A 23,226-nucleotide genomic window follows, 5' to 3' on the forward strand; every position below is an offset into this window, starting at 1 on the left:
GCTAGCGCCCGTTGGCGCCCTTCAGGCGCGACTTGACGACCAGCGGCTGGATATAGGGTTCGAGCGATTTCAGCGTGCGCGCCAGCGCGCCGCGCATCTCATCGACGGTCGCGATCCCCGCCGCCATCATCTCGTGCCGCGCGACTTCGTTGGTCAGCAGGAAATTGACGGCACCGGCCAGCATGTCGCGATCGCGCACCAGCTTGGCGCCACCGCTGTCGATCAGGCGCTGATAGGCCTCGCGGAAATTCTGCACATTGCGGCCGGCAAGGACCGCGGTGTCGAGCATGGCCGGCTCGAGCGGGTTCTGCCCGCCCTCGGAGGTCAGCGAGCGGCCGACAAAAGCGATTTCGGTCAGTCGGAGATAGAGCCCCATCTCGCCGATCGTGTCGCCGAGCAGGATATCGGTGTCGGGCCCGATGCGGTCGCCCTTGCTGCGCCGCGCGACCTTCAGCCCCATGCCGGAAATCTGCGCGGCAAGCGCCTCGGCACGATCGGGATGGCGCGGAACGACGATCGTCAGCAGGCCGTGGTGACGCTTGTGCAGCGTCGCATGGACTTCCGCCGCGACCACTTCCTCGCCATCATGAGTGGAGATCGCCGCCCAGGTCGGGCGGCCGCCGATCTGCCGCTGCAAGGTGGCCAGTACCCGTTCGTCGACCGGCGGTGGGTTGGTGTCGACCTTGAGATTGCCCGACACGGTGACCGGCCGGGCACCAAGCGCGCGAAAACGCTCGCCGTCGACATCGGACTGGGCAACGACATGGGCCAGGTTCTCGAACAGCGCTTCGGCGATGTTGGCGCGCTTCTTCCACGAAGAGAACGAGCGATCGGAAAGCCTGCCATTGACCAGCACCTGCGGCACATGGCGCGCGCCAAGCTCGAGGATGGTCATCGGCCAGATCTCGGATTCGGCGATGATCGCCAGATCCGGCCGCCAGTGGTCGAGGAACCGGCTGACCGCCGGCTTCAGGTCGAGCGGCACATATTGGTGGATGATGCGGTCACCGAGCCGCTCATCGGCAACCTGGGCCGATGTCACCGTGCCTGTGGTCAGCACGATGTTGACGCCATAGTCGAGAATGCTCTCGACCAGCGGCACGACGGCTATGGTCTCGCCGACGCTCGCGGCATGGATCCAGATGACGGGCCCCTCAGGGCGCGGCCGGCCGGCGACGCCGTAGCGCTCGCGACGGCGGTTGCGGTCCTCCTTGCCGCGCGAGGTGCGCCAGGCGACATAAGGCCCGACCAGCGGATAGGCCGCGGCACCGGCGAAACGGTATGCCGTCAGCATGGTGCGCGCCCAGCGACCGCTCATCGCCGGCCATCCACGAGACGGTAGGCCTCGGCGGTCGCGGCATTGAGCGCGGTGGTGACTTCCTGGCGCTTGCGCTCCATTTCGGCGTCGTCGGCGTCCGCCGCGACAAAGATCGGCGCGCCGATGGTCACGGCGGAACGGCCGAACGGCAGGTTGATGGTGGTCTTGTCCCAACTCTTTTCCAGCACCTTGCGGCGGGAGGTGGCGATGGCGACCGGCAGCAGCGGCCGGCCCGAGAGGCGCGCCAGGAGAACGATACCGAGCCCTGCGTCGCGCGGGGTGCCGTGCGGAATGTCTGCGATCATGGCGACGTTCTTGCCTGCGGTGAGCGACTTTTTGAGGGCGATGAGGGCCTTGGCCCCACCCTTGTCGAGATGCCTGGCATTGTCACGCCCGCCCGAACCGCGCACCGCCTCGATACCGAATTTCTCCAGCATCAGCGCATTGAGTTCGGCATCGGCACTGCGCGACACCATGGCGACCAGCGGTTTGCGCTTGGGATAATAGGCCGGCGTCAAAAGATGCTGGCCGTGCCACAAAGCGATGATGCCGGGCTCGAATTCGGCATAGGCGCCGCCCGAAAAGCGTGCCGATCCGGCAACCAGAGGGCTGGTCAGGCGAACCAGCCGCACGAACTGCGCCAGCAGGCTGGCAATGGCGTTCTTGACGAATCGCGACTGCGCCAGCGGTTCGCGCACCTTGCGCCAGAACGCCTTGGTCGCGCGGCTGCCGCCCCTGCCGGTGGGCGTTGCCTCGCTCGCTGGCCCTTTCGCCAGGTCATGCTCCATCGAGGTCAACCGACAGCCTTGTTGTCGGGGTCGAGCAGACGGTGCAGATGAACGACGAAATAACGCATATGGGCATTGTCCACGCTGGCTTGCGCCTTGGCTTTCCACGCCGTGTGCGCGGATTGATAGTCAGGATAGATGCCGACAATGTCGAGCCCGTCGAGATCGCGGAACTCGGTGCCGCCAAGCTTCTTCAGTTCGCCGCCGAACACCAGATGCAAAAGCTGTTTCTTCCCGTCTTCCGCGGTCATGTCGGTCCTTCACATATTGTGAGTTTGTGACAGGTCTAGACCAAAGCCGCCGACTTTGGAACCTGCGAATGTGCTTTCACGCATCCAGCCCGGCGATGACATCGACGAGCACAGCCAGCAATTCACCGCTGCCGGCGGCGAGCGCGCCGTGGCGGGTGACTTCACCGGCATAGAGCGGCGCGCGGCCATGCGGGTCGAGCAACCGGCCGCCGGCCTCGCCCAGGATGAGATCGGCGGCGGCGATGTCCCAATCATGCGCGTTCGGCTTGACGAAGGTGGCGTCGAGCGTGCCATTGGCGATCATCGCCAGGCGGTAGGCAAGCGAGGGGCTGTAGGGTGCCCGCGTCAGCCGCTTCTGCCAGCCGGCCGGCACCAGGTCGATCAACTGCTTCAACCCGGAAATCTCGGCCTTGTCGCCAAGCGTGCGCACCGCGATGCGCTTGCCGTTGCGGAAGGCGCCCTGGCCGGGCAGCGCCCAGTAGGTCTCGTCCATTGCCGGGCATTCGAGCACGCCGGCAAGCGTGCGGCCCTGTTCGACGACAGCGACGCTGACGCACCAGGTGCGCTGGCCCTCGAGGAAGCCGCGCGTGCCATCGATCGGATCGACGACGAAGGTGCGGCGCGCCGAAAGCCGCACCGGGTCATCGACCGTCTCTTCCGACAGCCAGCCATAGTCGGGCCGTGCCGCCAGCAGCGTGCGACGCAGATAGGCGTCGGCCGCATGATCGGCTTCGCTGACCGGCGAGGTGCCGCCCTTCATCCAGACCTGCGGGCTGTTGCCGAAGTAGCGCATGGCGATGAGACCCGCCTCGCGGGCGGCGTCGCGCAGCAGCGGCAGATCCCCGATGGCGCCCGAGGAGGCACCGGCAGCGGTCAGCTCATGCTCCGGCAAGGGTCATCCCTTCGATCAGCAGAGTTGGCGCAGCGGTGCCGAAATTGCGGTCGAGGTCGTTGGCCGGCACCATGTTGAGGAACATGGTCTTCAGGTTCGAGGCGATGGTGACCTCGGCGACCGGATAGGCCAGTTCGCCATTCTCGATCCAGAAGCCGGAGGCGCCGCGGCTGTATTCGCCGGTCACCATGTCGACGCCCTGGCCGAACACTTCGGTGACGTAGAAGCCGGTCTTGAGCGATTTGATCAAGTCGCCCGGCGAGCGTTCGCCCGGCTCGATGGCGAGATTGGTGGAGGACGGTGAAACGGAAGAGCCGCTGCGCGATCCGCGCCCGTTGGTGATCAATCCCAGTTCGCGCGCGGCCGAGGTCGACAGGAACCAATGGTTGAGCACGCCCTTTTCGACCATGAGTAGCCTCTCGCCCTCGACGCCCTCGCCATCGAACGGACGCGAGGCCTGGCCACGCGGCCTGAGCGGCTCGTCGGTGACCGTAATGGCGGATGCGGCCACCTGCTTGCCCATCATGTCGCGCAGGAACGAGGTTTTGCGCGCGACGGAGGCGCCGTTGATGGCACCGGCAATGTGGCCGGCGATGCCGCGCGCCACGCGCGGGTCGAACACCACGTCGACCGGCCCAGTCGCCGCCTTGCGCGCGCCGAGGCGGCGCACAGCGCGTTCGCCAGCCTTGCGGCCGATGTCATCAGGCGCGTCGAGATCGGCGAAATGCTGGCGCGAGGAGAATTCATAGTCGCGCTCCATGCCGGTGCCCTCGCCGGCAATGACACTGGCCGAACGCGAGAAACGCGAGCCGACATAGTGGCCGAGGAAGCCGTGCGAAGTGGCCAGCACCATGCCGCCAAGGCCAGCACCGGCACTGGCGCCGGCCGAATTGGTCACGCCCTTGACGGCAAGGGCGGCCGCTTCCGCCGCAAGGGCGGCTTCCTTCAGCTGATCGGCGGAGACTTCGGTGGCGTCGAACAGGTCGAGATCGCGCGTTCGTTTCGCCAGCAGCGCCGGATCGGCGAGACCCTGATAGGGATCCTCGGGCGAGACTTTCGCCATCGCAACGGCGCGCTCGGCAAGCGAGCGCGGGTCGGACGCGGCGGTGGCCGAGACGCTCGCCACGCGCTGACCGACGAAGACGCGCAACGAAACATCCTCTGCCTCGGACGATTCGGTGGCCTCGACCTTGCCGAGCCGCACGGACACGCCCGTCGAACGGCCGCGCACGGCCACTGCGTCGGCGGCATCGGCGCCTGCCTTTTTGGCGGCCTCGACCAGCGCCGCGACGCGGTCGGTCAGTTTTTTAGCGTCTGATGTGTCGGCCATGCCTGTGATCCTGCTCGTCGCGGCCAGCTTGCGGCCGCGCCCACCCATCTATTGTCCCGATCCGGCTTGTGCAATGGCGAAGGCCCGAAACAATGGAGTGATTGCCTGTGGCTCAAGACGGGCAAAAGAAGGGCGGCGCGAGCGTTTTGGTTGTCTCAGGACGCGGCCACAGGCGTCCAGATGACATCCTCGATCCTTTGCGCTCCGGTCGCCAGCATCGCCAAGCGGTCGAAGCCGAGCGCGATGCCGCTGGCCTGCGGCATGATGGCAAGGGCGGCGAGGAAATCTTCGTCCAGCGGATAGCGCTCGCCATAGATGCGCTCTTTCTCGTCCATCTCGAGGATGAAGCGCCGGCGCTGCTCCTCGGCATCGGTCAGTTCGCCAAAGCCGTTGGCGAGCTCGACGCCGCAACAATAGAGCTCGAAACGCTCGGCGACACGTGAATCCCTGAGGCTTGGCCGGGCAAGTGCCGCCTCGGCCACCGGATATTCGCACAGGATGGTCGCGCGGCCGATGCCGAGATTGGGTTCGATCTTTTCCACCATCACCCGGCTGAACAGGTCGGCCCAGCTGTCGTCGGGTGCCGTGCGCAGGCCGGCCTTCGTCAAGGCGGCGTAGAGCGCGTCCCGATCCGTGCCGCCATCGGCGGCGACCGTGGCCAGGAGGTCGATGCCGGCATGGCGCGAGAAAGCGTCAGCCACTGTCAGCCGCTCCGGCTCACTGAGCGGATCGCAGTCGCGGCCCCGGAAGGAAAAGCGCGGCGCCCCTGCCCTCGTCGCGGCCAGCGCCAGCAGATCGGCGCAATCGCGCATCAGGCTCTCATAGGTCTCGCCCACCCGGTACCATTCGAGCATGGTGAATTCGGGATGGTGCAAAGGGCCGCGCTCGCGGTTGCGCCAGACCGGACCAAGACTGAAAATGCGCTGTTCACCGGCCGCGAGCAGCTTCTTGCAGGCGAATTCCGGCGAAGTGTGGAGATAAAGCGGCGAACGCGCGCCATCCGGCCCGACCGCCTCCGTGGCGAAGGCCGCCAGATGCGCCTCATTGCCGGGCGAGACCTGCAGCGCCGCCGTTTCCACCTCAATGAAATCATTGCGGGCAAACCAGTCGCGCAGCGCAGCGGTGAGGCTGTTGCGCAGCATCAGGCGCGGGCGGCGGTCGGCGTGAACGTCAGGCGTCCACCAGGGCGAAGCGGCGGTCATGAGCGATTTGAAGGCATGCTGGCGCGCCTTAGGGGCTGGCGGTTCGCGCCAAGATGCGCTACCAGCGCCGCACAAGCCGGCAAACGCCCGTCAACTCTCGCAGGATAAAAAACCGTGGTGAAAGTCATCGCCAGTTCGCTCCGCAAAGGCAATGTCGTCGACAAGGACGGCAAGCTTTATGTGATCCTCTTTGCCGAAAACATCCACCCAGGCAAGGGCACACCCGTGACGCAGCTCGACATGCGCCGCATCGGCGACGGGGTGAAGGTTTCGGAGCGCTACCGCACCACAGAGCAGGTTGAGCGCGCCTATGTCGAGGAGCGCGAGCACACCTTCCTCTACGCCGATGGTGAAGGCTATCACTTCATGAACCCGGAAACCTACGATCAGGTGGCGGTGAGCGAAGCCGTGGTCGGCGACGCAGCCCCCTATCTGCAGGAAGGCATGCCGGTGCAGGTCTCGCAGTTCAACGGCATCGCGATCTCCCTGGTCCTGCCGCAGCGCGCCACTTTCGAAGTGGTCGAGACCGAACCGACGACCAAGGGCCAGACGGCCTCGTCCTCCTACAAGCCCGCCGTGCTCTCCAACGGCGTGCGCACAGCCGTGCCACCCCACATCGCGCCCGGCACCCGCGTGGTGGTGATGACGGCCGATGGGTCTTATGTGGAGCGGGCGAAGGACTGAGGGGCCCTTAAGTCTGCCAATCCCAAAGCGAAGGGCGTCGCCTTACTGCTTGAAGCAGTGCTCGCGATGCCATTGCAAGAAATGAGGGTGCGGGCGTTCGAGCTGTCGGCGAGGCGGAAGCGCGCGGCGGGTCTTGTTTATGAACCCTTGCACGCTTTCGAGGTCGTTGACCTGCCGCGAAATCAGGATTTCGAGATCGTCGGAGAGGCTGATCAATCCGCGATCGAACATCCAATGCGCGGTCCCTGATAGTGCGAGCCCGTTGTTGACGACATCGGGCCCGTTCGCTTCGACGGGCCGAATATGTGCCGCGGCAACTTCTGCCCGACCACCGCCATTTATCAACTTCAGTCCCGTGATTGCGCAGCGCTCATCATAGGCGCGCAAGACGATGCGGCGGAAAATGCGGTCCCGCACGATTCGCGATCCGATGTAACTTATGCGGTCGCGGCTGTGCTCGAACTGGAATGGCGCCTCTTCATCCTGAAATCCGGATGAAATGCCGATTTCATCGACGCGTGGCAGCAACGGCTCACGGGCGTCAAGGCCCAGATCGAGAATGTGGTTGAAGTCGCTCGGGCTGATCGGTCGTACGGCCGATTGAGCGCGGCCGGAAATCCGTCCCTGGTCGTTAAGCAAACCTCGCTCAACGAGCCCGTCCATCCCATTGAATGGAACGGGATTGGCGAAATCGAGGTACGACCCCGGCTCAATCAAAGCGAGATACATACCAGGCGCGACAGGGTCAGGGATAACTTCCTGGACTTTGGCCAGAGCGAAATAGCCACGGGTATCGTCTACTTTGCTAGGTTCATAGTAGATGATCCAATCGCCAACGCATGCTTCCACACGGCGCAGATACTGGCTGGGGAACTGATATCGCTCAGCGGGGCTGTCATCGTAGATCGAATCTGAGCGGTGGATGAAGACCCCGAATCCCATGATCTTCCTGTAGCTTTGGAAATATCCGCTGAGATGTAGCACCAAAATTCGACTTGGTGCCTAGCTTAGGCCAGAGAAACCCCTTCTGCGACAAACCACCCGGATTTTTCAGGGCCTGTAGCAAAAGGCTCATCCAGTTCGTCCTTTGAGCGAAGAGGAGAACGCCATGAGAAAACTCATCGTCACCGAATTCATCAGCGTCGATGGTGTTGCCGAGGTCGAAAAATTGCCCGGCGTGACCTGGAATGACGAGATGAACAGGTTCAAGGAAGATGAACTTGCCGACAGCGGCGCCATGCTTCTGGGACGCAAGACCTATGAGATTTTTGCCGGCTCATGGCCCAAGGAAACCGGAGATTTTGCCGACCGGTTCAACGCGCTGCCGAAATACGTTGCATCGACGAGTTTGAAGGCGCTCGACTGGAAACCGGCCGAACTCCTCAAGGGTGCGTTGTCGGATGCGGTGAGGACGCTGAAGCAAGGCAGCGGCGGCAACATCTATGTGCATGGCAGCCTCAGCGTCGCACAGGAATTGCTGCGCCACGGGCTGGTCGACCGCGTCAGGCTGCTCAGCTATCCCGGCGCCGTCGGCCAGGGCAAGCCGCTGTTCCCACCAAGCGAACAAGTACCGCTCGAGCTGATTTCGGCCACGCCGTTCAGCAATGGCGTTGTTGCGCTGGAGTACGCGCCAGCGAAGTCTTAGCCGACCCCACCACTCAACCGGCCTTCTTCCCTCGCCTCCCCTTGATGGCAGCGCGCGCCTCCACCACTCTCGCCACTTCCCGCTTCAACTGATCCTTGATATCCGCCGTCTCGTTCATCAGGGCGTCGATCTTCAGGAAATCGAGGACGCGGTATTTTGACACCGCCGGGCGGACCAATATGTCGGGGCGGCATTGTTTCAACTTGTTGGCGATGATCGACTGCATCATCAGCTGCGTGGCGCCGAACATCAGGTCGACGGAGGTGGGATGCTTGCGGTCGGCCTCTTCCGGCGCGCCGACGACGTCAACGCCGATGATGATGTCGGCGTCGTTCTCTATGAGATCGAACGGCACGGGGTTGTAGATGCCGCCATCGATCAGCAGCCTGCCGTCGCGCGTCACCGGGCGGAAGACGGCGGGAATGGCAGCCGAGGCGGCCAGCGCGGAATGCAGGTCGCCTTCGTCGAACACGGCGAGCTTGTGGCCGAAATAGTCGGTCGCCGTCACCTTCAGCGGGATTTTCAGTTCGGCGAAGGTTTCGGGAATGGCCTCGGGCAAAAACGCCTTGAGGATGCGCTCGACATTGAACTGGCTGACGCGGATGCCGTTCTGCATGGCTTCGGCGATGGTGCCCGGCCGGGCGCGCCACATGCGGCTCGCCACTTCGGCGCGGCGGCCGAGAATCGAGCGGGCATAGTCGTGGATGTCCCTGCCGGTCATGCCGGCGGCCATGCCGGCGCCCATGATGGCGCCTATCGACGAGCCGGCGATCGCCACCGGCTTTATGCCGAGTTCGTCCAGCGCCTCGATGACATGGATATGCGCCAAACCGCGCGCACCGCCGCCGCCGAAAGCTATGCCGAAGGTCGGGCTCATCCCTTGCCGGCTCCGGCCAGCGGCGGCCCGACCACCATGATGGTCGGCTCGGCGGTCAGCAGCTTTTTCGCCGCCGCCTTGACCTGGTCGAGCGTCACCGCGTTGATGTAACCGGCGCGGCGCTGCATGTAGTCTATGCCGAGATCGTCAAGCTGCAATTCGACCAGCGTCGCGGCGATGGAACTCGAAGAGTCCAGATTGCTGATGGCATAGGCGCCGATCAGGTATTTCTTGGTTGCCGCGAGCTCAGCCTCGGTCGGGCCATCCTCAGCCAACTGCCTGGCGACGTCGCGGACAATGCCGAGTGTCTCGGCCACGCGGTCGGAACGCGTGCCGGTGGTGACGATCAGCGCGTCGGCATGGTCCTGGTTGACCAGCGAGGAGTTGACGCCATAGGCCAGCCCGCGCTTTTCGCGCACCTCCTGGTAAAGGCGCGAGGTAAAGGTGCCGCCGCCAAGGATCTCGTTCATCAGCACGGCGGGGAAGAAATCCGCCGACTTGCGTTTCACGCCCGGCCAGGCGAGTTGCAGCGAAGTCTGCGGCAGGTCGTAATTGACCTCGAGGCGCTGTGCGAGCTTCGGCTCGACATCGGCGACCGGGGTGAGCGCCTGTTTCTGGGGCAGGTCGCCGAACACCATGTCCAGCTTTTTCTTCAGGGTCTCGGCGTCGATGGCGCCGACCACGGCGACATGCAGGCCGCCGCGCGCGAAGACCGCCTTGTGCAGGGTTTTCAGATCGTCCTGCGTGATCGCGGCGATGCTCTGCCTGGAGCCCTGGTCGGAGCGCGAATAGGGGTGGTCGCCATAGATGGCGCGCGCCCATTTGTGCTGCGCCACCGTGTCGGGATCGTTCTCGTTGGCGATGATGCCGGACAGGATCTGGGCGCGGATGCGGTCGATCGGCGCCTGATCGAAGCGCGGCTCGTTGACCGCCAGCCGCAACAGGTCGAACGCCTCGTCGCGCTGTTCGGCCAGCATACGCATGGAGCCATAGACGCCGTCACGGGTCTCCTCGAAACTCATCTCGGCGCCGGCATCGTCGAGCCTGATCTGGAAGGCTTCCGAATCGAGCGGCCCGGCGCCCTCGTCGAACAGGCCGGTCATCAGATTGGCCAGACCCTCCTTGCCCACCGGATCCTGCGTCGAGCCGCCATCGAAGACGAAGCGGACGGCGACGATCGGGACCGAATAATCCTCGACCAGCCAGGCAGTGATGCCTTTTGGCGAGGTGACCTGCTGGATGTCCATGGCGCGGGCGGCTAGTGCGGGCAGGACCAGGAAGAGGATGGAGAGGAAGAGGGTCGCGAGGGCGGCGCCCACGCGCGGTCTTTCCTTGTCCGCCAAGGGGAGAAGGTCACCCGCTTTCACTGCCTCGCGCATATGCATCGAGTTCATCATCAATTCCCCGCCTGTTGCTGCGGCAAGAGATAGCCAGTGGTCGAGCGGGCGAGCACCAAATAGCGCGCGGCGACGGCCTTGATCTCGTCCGCCGTGACCTTGCGGATGCGGTCAGGCCATTGCTGGACGTCCTGCACATTGCCGCCGGTGGCGAGGGTCGAGCCATAGATTTCGGCCATGGAATCCTGCTTGTCGCGGGCAAAGACCATCGACCTGACATAGCGGTCCTTGGCCTTTTCGAGCTCGTCCGCCGTGACGCCGCCGCTGGCGATGCGCGCCACCTCCGCATCGACCGCGGCCTCAACGTCGGCGAGCTTGGCGTCGCCGCGCGGCGCGCCATAGACGGTGAAATTGGTGTCGTCGAGCATGGTGCCCTGGAAATACGCACCGGCGCTGGAAGCGATGCCTTGCTGGACGACCAGGGCCTGGTAGAGCCGGCTGCGGTTGCCGCCGCCGAGGATTTCGGCCAGGAGGTCAAGCGCTTCGGCCTCGCCCGGCTTGGCGGTGTGGTAGGATGGCACCACCCATTGCGTCGAGAAACTCGGCACACTGACGCGGGCGTCGGAGAGCGTGACGGTGCGTTTGGTGTTCTGCTCCGGCTCGACCGGGCGGATGCGCGGCGGCAGGTTCGGGCCGCGCGCTACCTTGCCATAGGTTTTTTCGGCCAGCGCCTTGACCATGGCGGGTTCGACATCGCCGGCCACGATGAGCACGGCGTTGTTGGGCCGATAGTATTTGTCATAGAAGGCGGTGGCGTCGATGCGGTTCAGCTGTTCCATCTCCTGCATCCAGCCGATGACGGGGATGCGATAGGGCTGGTTTTGCCAGAGCGTGGCATCGACTTCCTCGTCGAGCACCGCCTGCGGATTGTTGTCGATGCGCGAGCGGCGCTCCTCGAGGATGACATCGCGCTCGGTCTTGATGACATCGTCGGTGAGGATGAGGTTGCGCATGCGGTCGGCCTCGAAGCCCATCATCTGCTCGAGCGCCGACGGCGCCACCGTCTCGTGGAAAGCGGTGTAGTCGTAGGAGGTGAAAGCGTTGTTGGAGCCGCCAATGTCGGAGACGGCGCGGTCGAACTCGCCGGCCGCATGATGTGTCGTCGCCTTGAACATCAGATGTTCGAAGAAATGGGCGATGCCGGATTTGCCGGGCGGCTCGTCGGCACTGCCGATCTTGTACCACACCATATGGGTGACGATTGGCGCGCGGTGATCAGGGATGACGACCACCTCCATGCCGTTGTCGAGCAGGAAATCCGTCACCTTGAACTCGGCCGACTTGGTGTTGGGCGGCACGGCGCTATCTGCCAGCGCGGAGCCGGTGAGCGTGAAGGCCAGCGACGTTGCCAGCAGTGTTCCCTGCAGCCATTCAGCCTGAAATGTCATCAATGGCTCCGGTTTGTAGAGCAGTTCACCGTTTCACGGAAACGCTGAACTGCTCTGTCTCTTTGTTCTGACGCAATTCCGGACGGAAAACCGCATAACACTTTTCCTGGAATTGCTTGGGTACGACGATAGGGCAAGGTGCAGGCGACAAGCAAAGTGAATTGTTGTTGCCGGCAAAGGCGGCGGCAAAGAGGCCGCCGCAACGCAGGCGTATCAGGCAGCCTCGATGAAACGGATGATGGTCTCGCCATAGTTGCGCTCATCCAGCACGGCAAAGCTTGGGCCCGGCTCGAAGGGAACCGCCGCGGTCTCCTCGACCACGCACAGCGCGCCGGGCCGCAGCCAGCCGCCGGCCTTCGCCGACTGCAAGGCGCGCTCGCCAAGTCCCTTGCCATAGGGCGGGTCGGCGAAGACGAGACCGAATGGCGCCAGCGTGCCCGCCTCGCCAAGGCCGGTGGCGTCGCGGCGAAAAATCTTGGTGCGTCCGGTCAGGCCAAAGGCCTCGACATTGTCGCGGATCAGGCCGCGGCCTTCGGCCGATTCCTCGATGAAGACGCCATAGGACGCGCCGCGCGACAGCGCTTCCAGACCAAGCGCGCCGGTGCCGGCAAACAGGTCCAGCACGCGCGCGCCGTCCAAATGCTCGGCAAAGCGATGCGCCAGCACGTTGAAGACGGCCTCGCGGGTGCGGTCGGTCGTCGGACGGATGGCGCTGCTGCGGGGCGTCGCCAGCGGACGCCCACGAAACTCACCGCCGACGATTCTCATCTTGTGCGGGGACCCTTGGGGCCGCCGCGCGGCCGTTCACCGCCACCGGCCGGACGCTCGCCACGTGGCTTGCCGAACGGCTTCGCGCCGCCCGGTTTGCCAGCGGGCTTGCCATAGGACGGCTTGAACGAGGCCTTGCGCGCCTTGGCGTCCGCCGCCTTGGCGGCGTCGGCTTCCGCCCTGCCCTTGCCGATCGGCCTAGCACCGGGCGCCATCCAGACATTGGCCTTGCGCTGGCCGGGCGGCTCGATCGGCCGCTGCTCGCGCTCGGTTTTCTTGCCGCCAAAACCACCGCGAGGCTTGTCGCCGAAGCCACCACGCGGCTTGTCGCCGAAACTGCCACGGGGTTTGTCGCCAAAGCCGCCGCGTTCGGGCCTCGGGCCGCGTTCGCCAAAGCTCTTTTCCGGCCTCTCGGCTCTGTCGGGACTGGTCGACAACTTGCCGAGTGCCTCATCGCGGCTGCCTTCGCGGCGCTTGCGGTTCTTGATCAGCCCGCCCTCGCCGATCGGCCGGCGCTCGCCGTCGCGTGTGAATTTCGGCCGTTCGGGTTCTGGTTCGCGAACTTCAGTGCGCCGCACCGGCTTGTTGGAAAACGGCTTTGTTATCTCGGCGTCGAAATTGGCGCCGGATTCCTCCACCAGGCGCTCGCCCAGCTGGTCGCGCAGCACGCGGCCCTTGATCTCCAGCACATGGCCCTCGGGAAGATCCTCGAGCTGGAATGGGCCGTAGGAGATGCGGATCAGCCGCGTCACGTCGAGGCCGAGCGCACCGAGGATGTTCCTGACCTCACGGTTCTTGCCTTCGCGCAGACCGATCGTCAGCCAGGCATTGGAGCCCTGCTCGCGGTCGAGGCTGGCCTCGATGGCGCCATAGAAGACGCCGTCGACGGCAATGCCTTCACGCAGGCCGGCGAGCGCGCTTTCCTCGACCTTGCCGTGGACGCGCACGCGGTAGCGGCGCAGCCAGCCGGTGGCCGGCAGTTCTAGCACGCGCGACAGGCCGCCATCATTGGTGAGCAGCAGCAGGCCTTCGGTGTTGATGTCGAGCCGGCCAATGGTCATCAGCCGCGGCAATTCGGCCGGCAGCACGTCGAAGACCGTCTTGCGGCCCTCGGGATCGCGGTTGGTGGTGACGACGCCGGCCGGCTTGTGGAACAGGAACAGGCGCGTGCGTTCGATCGGCGGGATCTCCATGCCGTCGAGATGGATGATGTCGCCAGGCATGACATTGAAAGCCGGCGAAGTCAGAGCACGACCGTTGACCTTGACGCGGCCGGCCGCAATCAATTCCTCGGCGTCGCGGCGCGAGGCAAGGCCGGCGCGCGCCAACCGCTTGGCGATGCGCTCGCCGGCCTCTTCCGTGGCCTCGGCGGGCCGTGGGCGCGGCTTGAAGCCGCCGCCCGATGCCGCTTGCGGCCGATCACCGAAGTCACGCTTCGGGCGATCACTGAAGTCGCGCTTGGGACGGTCAGAAAAGTCACGCTTCGGACGATCGCCGAAATCACGCTTGGGACGGTCGAAACGCTTTTCACCACCCTCCGCCGAAGCGGCAACCGGGCGGTCGCCGCGCGGCGCGTAGGGCTTGCGCGGTCCTTCGCGCTTCTCATAGGGCTTGCGCTCGCCTTCGGCCGCCATCGGACGGTCGCCACGCGGCGCGTAGGGCTTGCGCGGTCCTTCGCGCTTCTCATAGGGCTTGCGCTCGCTTTCGGCCGCCATCGGACGGTCGCCGCGCGGCGCGTAGGGCTTGCGTGGCCCTTCGCGCTTTTCATAGGGCTTGCCCGCTGGGCGTGGCCCCTTGCTGAACGGCTTGTCGCCGCCCTTGAAGTCGCGCTTTGGGCGTTCGCCCTCGGCGGCCATCGGCCGATCGCCGCGCGGCGCGTAAGGTTTCTTGGCGCCGAAGGATGGCTTGCCGCCGCCTCGCGGAGCCGCAGGTTTCTTGCCCGGGCCTTTTTGGCGCGGAGATTTCTTGTCGTTGTCGTCCATGTGGCCTTTGTCCGTTTGCGCTGCTACAGCGTGGCGCATCCTTTCGGGCGCGCAACGAACGCTGGTGCACTTTGATTTGGCGCATGATCATTTCCGAAAATCGAGTCCGATTTTCGGGTTGATGCGCTCAATAACAGGATCGCCAGAGTTTGTCAGGGAAAAGTGGAAACCGGTTTTCCCTGAAAAACAGGATCATCAGAGTTTGTCAGCGAAAAGTGGAGACTGGTTTTCCCGAAAAGACAAACGAAAACCAAAAGCCTGGAGTGGCGAGGAGATAATAGGAATGGAACCAGCGTGAAGCGGCCGGATTTCATGGCGCTGGCGCTAAAAGAGGCCGAAGCGGCTGGCTTGCGCGGCGAAGTGCCGGTCGGCGCCGTCATCGCCAGCGGCAGCACGGTCCTTGCAAAAGCCGGCAACCGCACCCGCGAGCTTGCCGATCCGACGGCGCATGCCGAGATGTTGGTGATCCGCGAAGCCTGTGGGAAACTCTCGGCCGAACGGCTCACCGGCCACGATCTCTATGTGACGCTGGAGCCTTGCGCGATGTGTGCCGGCGCCATTTCCTTCGCCAGGTTGCGCCGGCTTTACTTCGGCGCCGCCGACGAAAAGGGCGGTGCGGTCGTCAATGGCGTACGCTTCTTCGCCTCGCCGACTTGCCACCATACGCCAGACGTCTATCCGGGCATGGGCGAGACCGAAGCGGCCCTGCTGCTGAAGGATTTTTTCAAGGAACGTCGTGACTGAACCACGCCATGCCCCTCCGTAAGGGGGCGGCGTGGCCGTTCTTAGAGGGACGGCAACCAGTCAAACCAGCCCTTCTTGCCTTCCGCCTGCTTCTTCAGGCGGCGCTCCTTCTTGTATTCGTCCTCGCCGAGTTCGTTCTGCGGCGCTGTGTCGGACGCGACACGGTAGGCCAAGGGTGGTTCGCTCAGGTATTTGCGGGTGTTGGGATCGCCCTGTTTGCCCTCTGCAAGACGACGCTGGATTTCGGCGGCGCGGCCCTTGTCGGAGTCCGCGGGCGTCCATGCCGGCGGGTGGCTGGAGCCTGAATCCGCCATCGCCTTTTTCACCGAGGCCGGATCGGTCTGCACATCATCGACGATCTCAGCCTGATAGCTCGGATCATTCTGGTGGGCCGTGGCGTCAGCGCGCAGCCGCGCGCGGCGCTGCTCGGGCGATTCGGGCCATTCGGCGCTTGCCGTTTCGATGCTTTCCTGCGGTGCAGGCAGCGCGTCCTTCTGTCCGGGAGCTGGCTTCACCAAGGTGGGGCGCGGCTTGTAGTCGATCGGGTCCTTGTGTTTGGGCGCGAAGGAAACGGCGCCGGTGAGATCGCCGGCCAGCTGTTCGGCCGCGGTCTTATCGGTTCCGTAGGTCGGAGAACCCATGCAGCCGGATAAAGCAAGGCCCGATGCGAAAAGCGGCGCCAGCAGCGCAAGGCGCGCGTTATATCTCTCGGTCATGCCAAAAAGTCCCACTCTAGACAGCCTCTCGATCGCCACCGGTCTTATGACCGATCCCCATCGTCCAAGCACTTGCGACGGAAATCCGGCGACAATTTGTCTTCCGGAGTTTCGCGTGTTTACCTCAACCACTCGTTAAGGGCAACGCACGGGCGGATTTGCACCGCCCGGCGTGGCATTTGTGCACTATTGATCGGGTGGATGTCGTTTTCCTAAAACCGCGGCACACCCTAGGGTCAGGCCCCGAGGGCATGCTTTTGGACGACATGCACCTAAAGCCGGCTGAGCGCCTTCAGCTCATGCAGCACGGCGGCGTCGCGCGCCGAGACATCGGGAAATGCAGGATCCTGTCCGACATCGGCCGTGTAGCGCCAGGAACGCGCGCATTTGACCAGGCCGCGGTCCTCCGCCTTCTCGACAACAACGGCGACGCCCTTGACATCGTCGAGCGTGAAGGCGCCTTCCGGCACCTTGCCTCGGACAATGACGAGATCGCTGGTGATCGCCATCTCGGCCATGTCGACGTCCGCTATCGCTGCCTCGAGCGTCGCGTCGTTGATGGTGACGACCGGCACCGCCTCCAGCGAGGAGCCGATCACCTTCTGGGCACGCGCAATCTCGAGCGCGCCGGTGACGACGCGGCGCACCTGCCTGACCTTGCGCCATTTTTCCGCCAGCGCCTCATTCTTCCAGCCCGCCGGGATTTCCGGAAACTGGTCGAGATGCACCGACACGGCATCGGGATGCCGGTCGAGCCAGGCCTCTTCCATGGTGAAGGGCAGCATCGGCGCCAGCCATTTCACCAGACATTCGAACAGATGGCGCACCACCTGAACCGAGGCCTTGCGTTTCACGCTCGACGGTGCGTCGCAGTAGAGCGCGTCCTTGCGGATGTCGAAATAGAAGGCCGACAGCTCGACCACCATGAAATCGATGAGCGCGCGGGTGACGCGCTTGAACTCGAAGGCATCGTAGCCCTGGCGCACCACCTCATCGAGTTCGGCCAGCCGATGCAGCATCAGCCGCTCCAGCTCCGGCATCGCTTCCAGCGGCACGGTCTCGCCATCGTCATGGGCGAGCGTGCCCAGCATCCAGCGGATGGTGTTGCGCAGTTTGCGGTAGGCGTCGATGTTGGTCTGCAGCACGTTCTTGCCGAGCCGCTGATCTTCCCAATAGTCCGTCGTCACCACCCACAGGCGCAGGATGTCGGCGCCGGACTGCTTGATGACGTCCTGCGGCACCACCGTGTTGCCAAGCGACTTCGACATCTTGCGTCCGTCTTCGTCCATGGTGAAGCCGTGGGTGACGACGGTGTCGTAAGGCGCCCCGCCCCTGGTGCCGCAGCTTTCGAGCAGCGAGGAGTGGAACCAGCCGCGATGCTGGTCGGAGCCTTCGAGATAGACGTCGGCCGGCCACTTCAGGTCGGGCCGATCCTCCAGCGTAAAGACATGGGTCGAGCCCGAATCGAACCAGACGTCGAGGATGTCCATCACCTGCTTCCATTTGGAAGCATCATGGTTGCCGAGGAAGCGTTCCTTGGCGTTCGCCGCGAACCAGGCATCGGCGCCCTCTTCCTCGAAGGCGTCCATGATACGTTGGTTGACCGCCTCGTCCTTCAGCACGTTGCCGTCCTCATCGGCGAAGACGGCGATCGGCACACCCCAGGCGCGCTGGCGCGACAGCACCCAGTCGGGGCGCTCCTCGATCATGGCGCGGATGCGGTTCTGGCCGGCGGCCGGCACGAAGCGCGTGTCGTCGATGGCCTTCAAGGCGCGGCTGCGCAGCGTCGTGCCGTCGCCGAGGTCCTTGTCCATGTAGACGAACCATTGCGGCGTGTTGCGGAAGATGACCGGCTTCTTCGACCGCCAGGAATGCGGGTAGCTGTGCTTCAGGCGGCCGCGCGCGAACAGCGCGTTGCGCTTGATCAGCTCGTCGATGACCGCCTGGTTGGCGTTGCCCTTCTTGCCGTTGTCGTCAATGACACGCGCGGCCCCGCCCTCGCGGTCCGGCCCGAAGCCCGGTGCCTCCTTGGTGAAGAAGCCGGCATCGTCGACCGTGAAGGGGATCACGGTATCAACGCCACGTGCGCGCAATTGGGGCGCCGCGTCCATCCAGGCGTCGAAATCCTCGCGGCCATGGCTGGGCGCGGTGTGGACGAAGCCGGTACCGGCATCGTCGGTCACGTGATCGCCCGCGATCATCGGCACCGGGAACTCGTAGCCGCCGCCGAGACCCTTGAAGGGGTGCGAAAGCACAAGATTTCCAAGCTGTTCGGCGCTGACGCCGTGAAGGCGCTTCAAGGTGACCTTGGCCTTGGCCTGGCTGTCCTCGGCAAGGGCGTCGGCGAAGATCAGCTTCTCACCCGGCTGCGGGCCAAACGCATTCTCGGCCGCCGTCACCTCGTACAGCCCATAGGCGACGCGCGGCGAATAGCTGACGGCGCGGTTGCCCGGGATGGTCCACGGCGTCGTCGTCCAGATGACGACATGGGCATCCAGCAAATCCAGCGACCGCCCGCTCAGGTCCGGATTGAGTTCCGCCGGCTGCCCATCCACGACACTGGCAACGACGAGATTGGCCACCGGAAACTTCGCCCAGATCGTATCGGACTCATAGTCCTGGTACTCGATCTCGGCCTCGGCCAATGCGGTGCGCTCGACGACGCTCCACATCACCGGCTTCGAGCCGCGATAGAGCTGGCCCGACATGGCGAATTTCAGCAATTCGCCGGCGATGCGCGACTCCGCGTGGAAGGCCATCGTCGTATAGGGGTTCTTGAAGTCGCCGATGACGCCGAGCCGCTGGAACTCGCCGCCCTGCACCGAGATCCAGTGCGCGGCGAATTCACGGCATTCCTTGCGGAACTCGTTGACCGGCACCTCGTCCTTGTTCTTGCCCTTGGCGCGGTACTGCTCCTCGATCTTCCATTCGATTGGCAGGCCGTGGCAGTCCCAGCCGGGCACATAGTTGGAATCATAGCCGCGCATCTGGAACGAGCGGGTGATGACATCCTTGAGGATCTTGTTCAGCGCATGGCCGATATGGATGTTGCCGTTGGCGTAGGGCGGGCCGTCATGCAGCACATATTTCGTGCGGCCGGCGGCACTCTCGCGCAGCTTGCGGTAGAGGTCCATGTCCTGCCAGCGCTTGACCAGCACTGGTTCCTTCTCGGGCAAGCCGGCGCGCATCGGGAAATCCGTCTGCGGCAGGTAAAGCGTCTTGGAATAGTCGATCGTTTCAACAGTGTCGGTCATTGATCTGCCATCTGGGTAACCCGTCGGCACAAAGCCCGGGCGTTGAAGTCTTTGGTTGACGCATATCGTTTTCCCAAAACCGGACCCACTTTTGGGCGATATGCGTCGATGATCTGGAAAAAGCGCGAGGGCGCGCGCGAAACTCCCGGCGGCTCCGGCGGCGCTCAGGCCACCCGGAACACCGGGCCAGTAATTCGTATCGCGATCGCGAAAAGGCGCGAAAAGCTCATCATGGCGTGGCTTTTAGCGGAGATAGGCGCAGGAATAAAGCGTCTCGTTCGATTCGCTTACATCTTGAAGTCGAAGCGATAGGTGGTCGACACACCGACCATGAACTGGTTGCGGTCGCCGCGCTCCCTGACCAGGCTGGAATCGGCCGCCGGGCCTTCCAGGCGTGAATATTCGCCAAACAGGCTGGCGGTCATCGGATCGGTCACCTTCCAGGTCACCGCGCCGCCGAGACCGACGGATTTCAGGCCGCTACCGGGATTGTATTGGCTCAGGCCCGAGGCCACGGCTTCCTGTGCGTTGACGCCATAATAAGCGTCGAAATAGTTGGCCGAGGCAAAGGACACGCGCGGACCACCCGAAATCCTGACGGTTGGCGTCACATCATAGAAGGCGTCGGCGGCGATATCGGCGACAAAGCCGTTATGGGCACGGATGCCATGCCGCAACTCGGCGCGCGCGCGCATCCAGTCCGTCGGGTAGAATTCGAAGAAGCCGCCGACTTCGCCGCCCCAGCGGACCGGATCGAGACCCTTGAGCTCGTCGGCATTGCCGTCATCGCGTGAGAACAGGAACTTGCCGGTCAGGCCGGCGCGGACGCTGCCGTCATCGACCAGCGCCAGCGAAATGTTGTCGTTGCGCGAGGTGAAGCGTGCCTGGAGGCCCGCCTTGCCCAAGGAGATGATGGGCTGGGCACTCAGCATGTATTGCTTGCCGCCCTCGAAATTGGGCGCGATCAGGCCAGTGGCGCCAACCGTCAGATACCAGTCGCCGGATAGCCAGCCGAAAGCGCCGTCGCCGGCCTCGGCCGCGCCTGACGTGGCCAGCATTAAAGTAGCCAAGGCTGCAGAAATCTTCCCGACCGGACTCATGGCCACTCCACTAACACGATACAACTGTCCTTCGGTGACAGCTTTGACGAGGCTTTGGTAAAATTTGATTTAAGGCCGAGACATCCGCCTCGAATTGGCTGCACCATCGGGCCGCCCCGGCTGGACGCGGACAGGCACCGGAGCTAACTTCGTTGCATGCTGGCGGTCCTCGACGGAGGTGGCGACATGACCTTGCACGGCGATACACTGAAGAACGCGATCGGGGAGACCCGAGCAAAATGGGGATGGTTCGTCGGTCTGGGCGTGTTGCTGCTGATCCTCGGCGGCATTGCCTTCGGCAATCTGTTCATCGCCACGGTGGCTTCCGTCTATGTCGTCGGCTGGCTGATGCTGGTGGCCGGCATCATCGAGATCATGCATGCTTTCGGGGTCAAAACCTGGGGCCGCTTCTTCTACTGGCTGCTCAGCGGACTGCTTTACGCGGTCGCCGGATTTTTCGCTTTCGACAATCCGCTGCTGGCCTCGGCGGTGCTGACCTTCCTGCTGGCCGTTGCGCTCGTCGCTTCCGGCGCGCTGCGGGTCTGGGTCGGCTACAGTCACCGCCCGCAACAGGGCTGGGGCTGGATCGTCGCGGCGGGTATCATCAGCGTGGTTGCTGGCTTAATCATCGCCATGGGTTGGCCGGTCAACAGCCTATGGGTGCTCGGATTGTTCCTGGCGATCGACCTGATCTTCCAGGGCTGGACCTTCATCGCGGTCGGCCTTGCGCTGAAGAAGTAGCTCAGAACGCCACCGAAGCGTCCAGACCGGATAGCGGCTTGACGCTGGCAAGCAGCGCGCGTGCTTCGGCTTCATCGCGCTTCATCTGCACCACCAAGGCATCGAGCCCGTCGAATTTGATCTCGCTGCGCAGGAAGCCGAAGAACGAGACCTCACAGGTCTCGCCATAGAGATCGCCGGAAAAATCGAAGACGAAGGTTTCCAGAAGCGGTGCGCCATTGTCGTCAACGGTCGGGCGGCGGCCGAAGGAGGCGACGCCGTCATGCAACGTGCCGTCGGCGCGCCGGAAGCGGACGGCATAGATCCCTTCCTTGAGGGTGGCTTCCGCGGGAAGCCGCATATTCGCCGTGGGAAAGCCGAGCGTCCGTCCGAGTTGCTGGCCGCCGACGACCTCGCTCTCCACCGTGAAGCGATAGCCGAGCAGACCGGCGGCCTCGCTCACCTCGCCATCGCAGAGCAAGGCCCGGATCCGGCTCGATGAAACCACCTCGGCGCCCTCGTCGCGAAAGGCGTCGACAAGCGTGACGCCAAAGCCATGGCGTTCGCCGGCTGCCATCAGATAAGCCGGTCCGCCCTGGCGGTCCTTGCCGAAATGGAAATCGAAACCAGTCACAGCGTGGGTGATACCGAGCGTCCTCTCCAGCACGTCGGTGATGAACGCTTCCGCCGACAGCGCGGCGAAGTCGCGCGTGAACGGCTGCTCGACGAGCGCGGCAAAGCCCAGCAACGACAAGAGCCGCGCCTTCATCGGCGGCGGCGTCAGCACGAACAACGGCATGTCAGGCCTGAAGACCTTTCGCGGATGCGGTTCGAAGCTCAGCACCAGGGCCGGCACGTCACGCCGCACAGCCTCGGCCAGCGCCCGTTCGAGCACCGCCTGATGACCACGGTGGACGCCATCGAAATTGCCGATCGCGACAACGCCGCCACGCACATCGGCGGGCAGCGGCGCGGTTGCCGAGAGATGCTGGAAGGCTACCATTGCCACCTACTGCAGTCTGACCATGACGGCCACCGGACGATAGCCGTGCCGTTCCAGGAAGAGCCCGAGCTTTGCCGGATCCGGCCGGGATGCATCGCCGTAGTCGCGGGCATGAATGCCGCCGGAGACATAGAGAACGTCGAAACCATTGTCGGCCGCGCCCTTCACATCGGTCATCATCCCGTCGCCGATGGCCAATATCCGAGAACGTTCAACCGGCCGGCCAAGCAGCTCCGCCACCTCCTTCATCGCCACGTCATATACAGGCGCGTAGGGCTTTCCGGCGATCAGCGTGCGGCCGCCGAGCTGGGCATAGTCGCGCGCCAGGGCACCGGCGCACCAGATGATCCGTTCGCCGCGCTCCACCATGATATCGGGGTTGGCGCAGATGAACGGCAGGTTCCTGGCCCGCAATCGGCGCAGCATTTCCGCATAATCCTCAGGCTTCTCGACCTCGTCGTTGAACAGCCCGGTGCAGACAACGCCGGCGGCCTCGAATTCCTCGACGAGATCGACATCGAGGCCGTCATAGAGGGTCAGGTCGCGGTCGGCGCCGATGTGGAAAACCTTGCGTGGGCCCTCCGCGATCAGGTCACGGGTCACGTCGCCCGAGGTCACCACACGGTCGTAGGCTGACGGCGGAACGCCGATTGCGCTCATCTGAGCCACGACATCGGCGTTGCGGCGGGGCGAGTTGGTGATGAGGACAACGGGAATACCGGCTGCCCTCGCCTTGGCCAGCGCCGCCGCGGCCGCGGGAAAATGCCATTCGCCGTTGTGCACGACACCCCAGACATCGCAAAGAATTGCCGAATAGGCTTTCGAGACGTCTTCGAGCGAGCCGACGATTTCAGGCGAATCCGCCATGCCGTGTCCTTCAATATGAGCGTTGCGAGCGCCGCGGCCGACGGTTCGCCACAGCGGGTTCGAATTATCCGAACCGATCCATGCTGTCACCAGCTTTCACCTGACGGTCTCGTCAATTGATCAATGAGAGTTGGACTGGACGACCATGAGCTCCGCCTTATCCCTGTTATTTGTCAGCCCGATATGCCCAAGTCCTGCGTCGGCAGACGTTTTTCTGGACGGCATCAGGGCCGCGGCCGTTGGATGGTTAGCGGTTGGTGAAGCGCCGACCGAGCAATAGAGCGGTTTCCCAAACCGGCC

At 64.1% G+C, this 23,226-nt stretch carries 21 protein-coding genes; 4 read left to right on the plus strand and 17 right to left on the minus strand.

The annotated features are described in order from the left end of the window. Position 1 precedes the first annotated feature (1 nt). From waaA to epmA, 6 genes are all read right to left on the minus strand, one after another. Positions 2 to 1,318: a lipid IV(A) 3-deoxy-D-manno-octulosonic acid transferase gene (gene waaA / locus JN279_RS26330; protein WP_202350664.1), complete on the minus strand. Its 1,317-nt coding sequence runs from the start codon at positions 1,316 to 1,318 to the stop codon at positions 2 to 4. Next, positions 1,315 to 2,106, minus strand: coding sequence for a lysophospholipid acyltransferase family protein (locus JN279_RS26335; protein ID WP_096459141.1), 792 nt, complete (start codon positions 2,104 to 2,106; stop codon positions 1,315 to 1,317). Before JN279_RS26335 ends, waaA begins: the two co-directional genes overlap by 4 nt. Before the next feature lie 5 nt (positions 2,107 to 2,111). Continuing rightward, positions 2,112 to 2,357 carry a DUF4170 domain-containing protein gene (locus tag JN279_RS26340; protein WP_095202347.1) on the minus strand — a complete coding sequence of 82 codons (246 nt, stop codon included), beginning with the start codon at positions 2,355 to 2,357 and terminating at the stop codon, positions 2,112 to 2,114. Between the two features lie 76 nt (positions 2,358 to 2,433). Next, on the minus strand, positions 2,434 to 3,249 hold the full coding sequence (locus tag JN279_RS26345) for a 3'(2'),5'-bisphosphate nucleotidase CysQ (RefSeq protein ID WP_096456793.1): 816 nt from the start codon (positions 3,247 to 3,249) through the stop codon (positions 2,434 to 2,436). Beyond that, positions 3,236 to 4,579, minus strand: a complete 1,344-nt coding sequence (locus JN279_RS26350; protein WP_096459138.1) for a TldD/PmbA family protein — start codon at positions 4,577 to 4,579, stop codon at positions 3,236 to 3,238. The genes JN279_RS26345 and JN279_RS26350 overlap by 14 nt, the downstream gene beginning before the upstream one ends. A gap of 155 nt (positions 4,580 to 4,734) precedes the next feature. Continuing rightward, positions 4,735 to 5,781, minus strand: coding sequence for an EF-P lysine aminoacylase EpmA (epmA, locus tag JN279_RS26355; protein WP_202350665.1), 1,047 nt, complete (start codon positions 5,779 to 5,781; stop codon positions 4,735 to 4,737). A gap of 114 nt (positions 5,782 to 5,895) precedes the next feature. Between epmA and efp the strand changes: the two genes are divergently transcribed. After that, positions 5,896 to 6,465, plus strand: a complete 570-nt coding sequence (gene efp / locus JN279_RS26360) for an elongation factor P (protein WP_096456789.1) — start codon at positions 5,896 to 5,898, stop codon at positions 6,463 to 6,465. 42 nt (positions 6,466 to 6,507) lie between these two features. Here efp and JN279_RS26365 read toward each other — a convergent pair whose 3' ends face one another. After that, positions 6,508 to 7,407 (minus strand): HNH endonuclease, encoded by a 900-nt coding sequence (locus JN279_RS26365; protein ID WP_096456787.1) that lies wholly within the window; start codon positions 7,405 to 7,407, stop codon positions 6,508 to 6,510. 166 nt (positions 7,408 to 7,573) lie between these two features. On the opposite strand from JN279_RS26365, the gene JN279_RS26370 reads away from it, so the two are divergent. Then, a complete protein-coding gene (locus tag JN279_RS26370) occupies positions 7,574 to 8,110 on the plus strand; it encodes a dihydrofolate reductase family protein (RefSeq protein WP_096456785.1) in 537 nt (178 codons plus the stop codon). A gap of 13 nt (positions 8,111 to 8,123) precedes the next feature. On the opposite strand, the gene JN279_RS26375 is transcribed toward JN279_RS26370, so the two are convergent. From JN279_RS26375 to JN279_RS26395, 5 genes are all read right to left on the minus strand, one after another. Further along, on the minus strand, positions 8,124 to 8,987 hold the full coding sequence (locus JN279_RS26375) for a patatin-like phospholipase family protein (protein WP_096456783.1): 864 nt from the start codon (positions 8,985 to 8,987) through the stop codon (positions 8,124 to 8,126). Then, positions 8,984 to 10,306 (minus strand): M16 family metallopeptidase, encoded by a 1,323-nt coding sequence (locus JN279_RS26380; protein ID WP_202350666.1) that lies wholly within the window; start codon positions 10,304 to 10,306, stop codon positions 8,984 to 8,986. Before JN279_RS26380 ends, JN279_RS26375 begins: the two co-directional genes overlap by 4 nt. Positions 10,307 to 10,383: 77 nt before the next feature. Beyond that, positions 10,384 to 11,772 carry a M16 family metallopeptidase gene (locus JN279_RS26385; RefSeq protein ID WP_202350667.1) on the minus strand — a complete coding sequence of 463 codons (1,389 nt, stop codon included), beginning with the start codon at positions 11,770 to 11,772 and terminating at the stop codon, positions 10,384 to 10,386. Positions 11,773 to 11,985: 213 nt separating this feature from the next. Further along, complete coding sequence (gene rsmD, locus JN279_RS26390) at positions 11,986 to 12,540, minus strand: 16S rRNA (guanine(966)-N(2))-methyltransferase RsmD (protein WP_096456779.1); 555 nt, start codon at positions 12,538 to 12,540, stop codon at positions 11,986 to 11,988. Continuing rightward, positions 12,537 to 14,522 (minus strand): pseudouridine synthase, encoded by a 1,986-nt coding sequence (locus JN279_RS26395; protein ID WP_096456777.1) that lies wholly within the window; start codon positions 14,520 to 14,522, stop codon positions 12,537 to 12,539. The genes rsmD and JN279_RS26395 overlap by 4 nt, the downstream gene beginning before the upstream one ends. A gap of 294 nt (positions 14,523 to 14,816) precedes the next feature. Here JN279_RS26395 and JN279_RS26400 point away from each other — a divergent pair, with 294 nt between their 5' ends. Further along, positions 14,817 to 15,266, plus strand: coding sequence for a nucleoside deaminase (locus JN279_RS26400; protein ID WP_096456775.1), 450 nt, complete (start codon positions 14,817 to 14,819; stop codon positions 15,264 to 15,266). Between the two features lie 41 nt (positions 15,267 to 15,307). On the opposite strand, the gene JN279_RS26405 is transcribed toward JN279_RS26400, so the two are convergent. The 3 genes from JN279_RS26405 to JN279_RS26415 form a co-directional block, all read right to left on the minus strand. Continuing rightward, positions 15,308 to 15,982: a hypothetical protein gene (locus tag JN279_RS26405; protein ID WP_096456773.1), complete on the minus strand. Its 675-nt coding sequence runs from the start codon at positions 15,980 to 15,982 to the stop codon at positions 15,308 to 15,310. Between the two features lie 272 nt (positions 15,983 to 16,254). After that, positions 16,255 to 19,236, minus strand: coding sequence for an isoleucine--tRNA ligase (gene ileS / locus JN279_RS26410; protein ID WP_202350668.1), 2,982 nt, complete (start codon positions 19,234 to 19,236; stop codon positions 16,255 to 16,257). A 287-nt stretch (positions 19,237 to 19,523) separates the two neighbouring features. Further along, positions 19,524 to 20,294: a MipA/OmpV family protein gene (locus JN279_RS26415; protein ID WP_244734157.1), complete on the minus strand. Its 771-nt coding sequence runs from the start codon at positions 20,292 to 20,294 to the stop codon at positions 19,524 to 19,526. A 228-nt stretch (positions 20,295 to 20,522) separates the two neighbouring features. On the opposite strand from JN279_RS26415, the gene JN279_RS26420 reads away from it, so the two are divergent. After that, the gene (locus JN279_RS26420; protein ID WP_096459132.1) at positions 20,523 to 21,077 is read left to right on the plus strand and encodes an HdeD family acid-resistance protein; all 555 of its coding nucleotides are present in this window, start codon (positions 20,523 to 20,525) and stop codon (positions 21,075 to 21,077) included. Between the two features lies 1 nt (position 21,078). Here JN279_RS26420 and JN279_RS26425 read toward each other — a convergent pair whose 3' ends face one another. Together JN279_RS26425 and JN279_RS26430 are read right to left on the minus strand one after the other, a co-directional pair. After that, entirely contained in the window at positions 21,079 to 22,059 is a 981-nt protein-coding gene (locus JN279_RS26425; protein WP_202350669.1) for a bifunctional riboflavin kinase/FAD synthetase, read from the minus strand. A gap of 6 nt (positions 22,060 to 22,065) precedes the next feature. Then, positions 22,066 to 22,926, minus strand: a complete 861-nt coding sequence (locus JN279_RS26430) for a TIGR01459 family HAD-type hydrolase (protein ID WP_096456765.1) — start codon at positions 22,924 to 22,926, stop codon at positions 22,066 to 22,068. Positions 22,927 to 23,226 lie beyond the last annotated feature (300 nt).

The sequence above is a fragment of the Mesorhizobium sp. 113-1-2 genome, assembly GCF_016756475.1.
In the GTDB taxonomy this organism is placed as follows: domain Bacteria; phylum Pseudomonadota; class Alphaproteobacteria; order Rhizobiales; family Rhizobiaceae; genus Mesorhizobium; species Mesorhizobium loti_C.

Bases quoted from the DNA above. Each gene is read 5' to 3' on its own strand.
- waaA (WP_202350664.1), bottom strand. From the start codon at position 1,318: ATGAGCGGTCGCTGGGCGCGCACCATGCTGACGGCATACCGTTTCGCC.
- JN279_RS26395 (WP_096456777.1), bottom strand. From the start codon at position 14,522: ATGGACGACAACGACAAGAAATCTCCGCGCCAAAAAGGCCCGGGCAAG.
- JN279_RS26430 (WP_096456765.1), bottom strand. From the start codon at position 22,926: ATGGCGGATTCGCCTGAAATCGTCGGCTCGCTCGAAGACGTCTCGAAA.
- JN279_RS26340 (WP_095202347.1), bottom strand. From the start codon at position 2,357: ATGACCGCGGAAGACGGGAAGAAACAGCTTTTGCATCTGGTGTTCGGC.
- JN279_RS26370 (WP_096456785.1), top strand. From the start codon at position 7,574: ATGAGAAAACTCATCGTCACCGAATTCATCAGCGTCGATGGTGTTGCC.
- JN279_RS26405 (WP_096456773.1), bottom strand. From the start codon at position 15,982: ATGACCGAGAGATATAACGCGCGCCTTGCGCTGCTGGCGCCGCTTTTC.
- JN279_RS26335 (WP_096459141.1), bottom strand. From the start codon at position 2,106: ATGGAGCATGACCTGGCGAAAGGGCCAGCGAGCGAGGCAACGCCCACC.
- JN279_RS26420 (WP_096459132.1), top strand. From the start codon at position 20,523: ATGACCTTGCACGGCGATACACTGAAGAACGCGATCGGGGAGACCCGA.
- JN279_RS26415 (WP_244734157.1), bottom strand. From the start codon at position 20,294: ATGCTGGCCACGTCAGGCGCGGCCGAGGCCGGCGACGGCGCTTTCGGC.
- JN279_RS26350 (WP_096459138.1), bottom strand. From the start codon at position 4,579: ATGGCCGACACATCAGACGCTAAAAAACTGACCGACCGCGTCGCGGCG.
- JN279_RS26425 (WP_202350669.1), bottom strand. From the start codon at position 22,059: ATGGTAGCCTTCCAGCATCTCTCGGCAACCGCGCCGCTGCCCGCCGAT.
- ileS (WP_202350668.1), bottom strand. From the start codon at position 19,236: ATGACCGACACTGTTGAAACGATCGACTATTCCAAGACGCTTTACCTG.
- JN279_RS26375 (WP_096456783.1), bottom strand. From the start codon at position 8,987: ATGAGCCCGACCTTCGGCATAGCTTTCGGCGGCGGCGGTGCGCGCGGT.
- rsmD (WP_096456779.1), bottom strand. From the start codon at position 12,540: ATGAGAATCGTCGGCGGTGAGTTTCGTGGGCGTCCGCTGGCGACGCCC.
- epmA (WP_202350665.1), bottom strand. From the start codon at position 5,781: ATGACCGCCGCTTCGCCCTGGTGGACGCCTGACGTTCACGCCGACCGC.
- JN279_RS26385 (WP_202350667.1), bottom strand. From the start codon at position 11,772: ATGACATTTCAGGCTGAATGGCTGCAGGGAACACTGCTGGCAACGTCG.
- JN279_RS26365 (WP_096456787.1), bottom strand. From the start codon at position 7,407: ATGGGATTCGGGGTCTTCATCCACCGCTCAGATTCGATCTACGATGAC.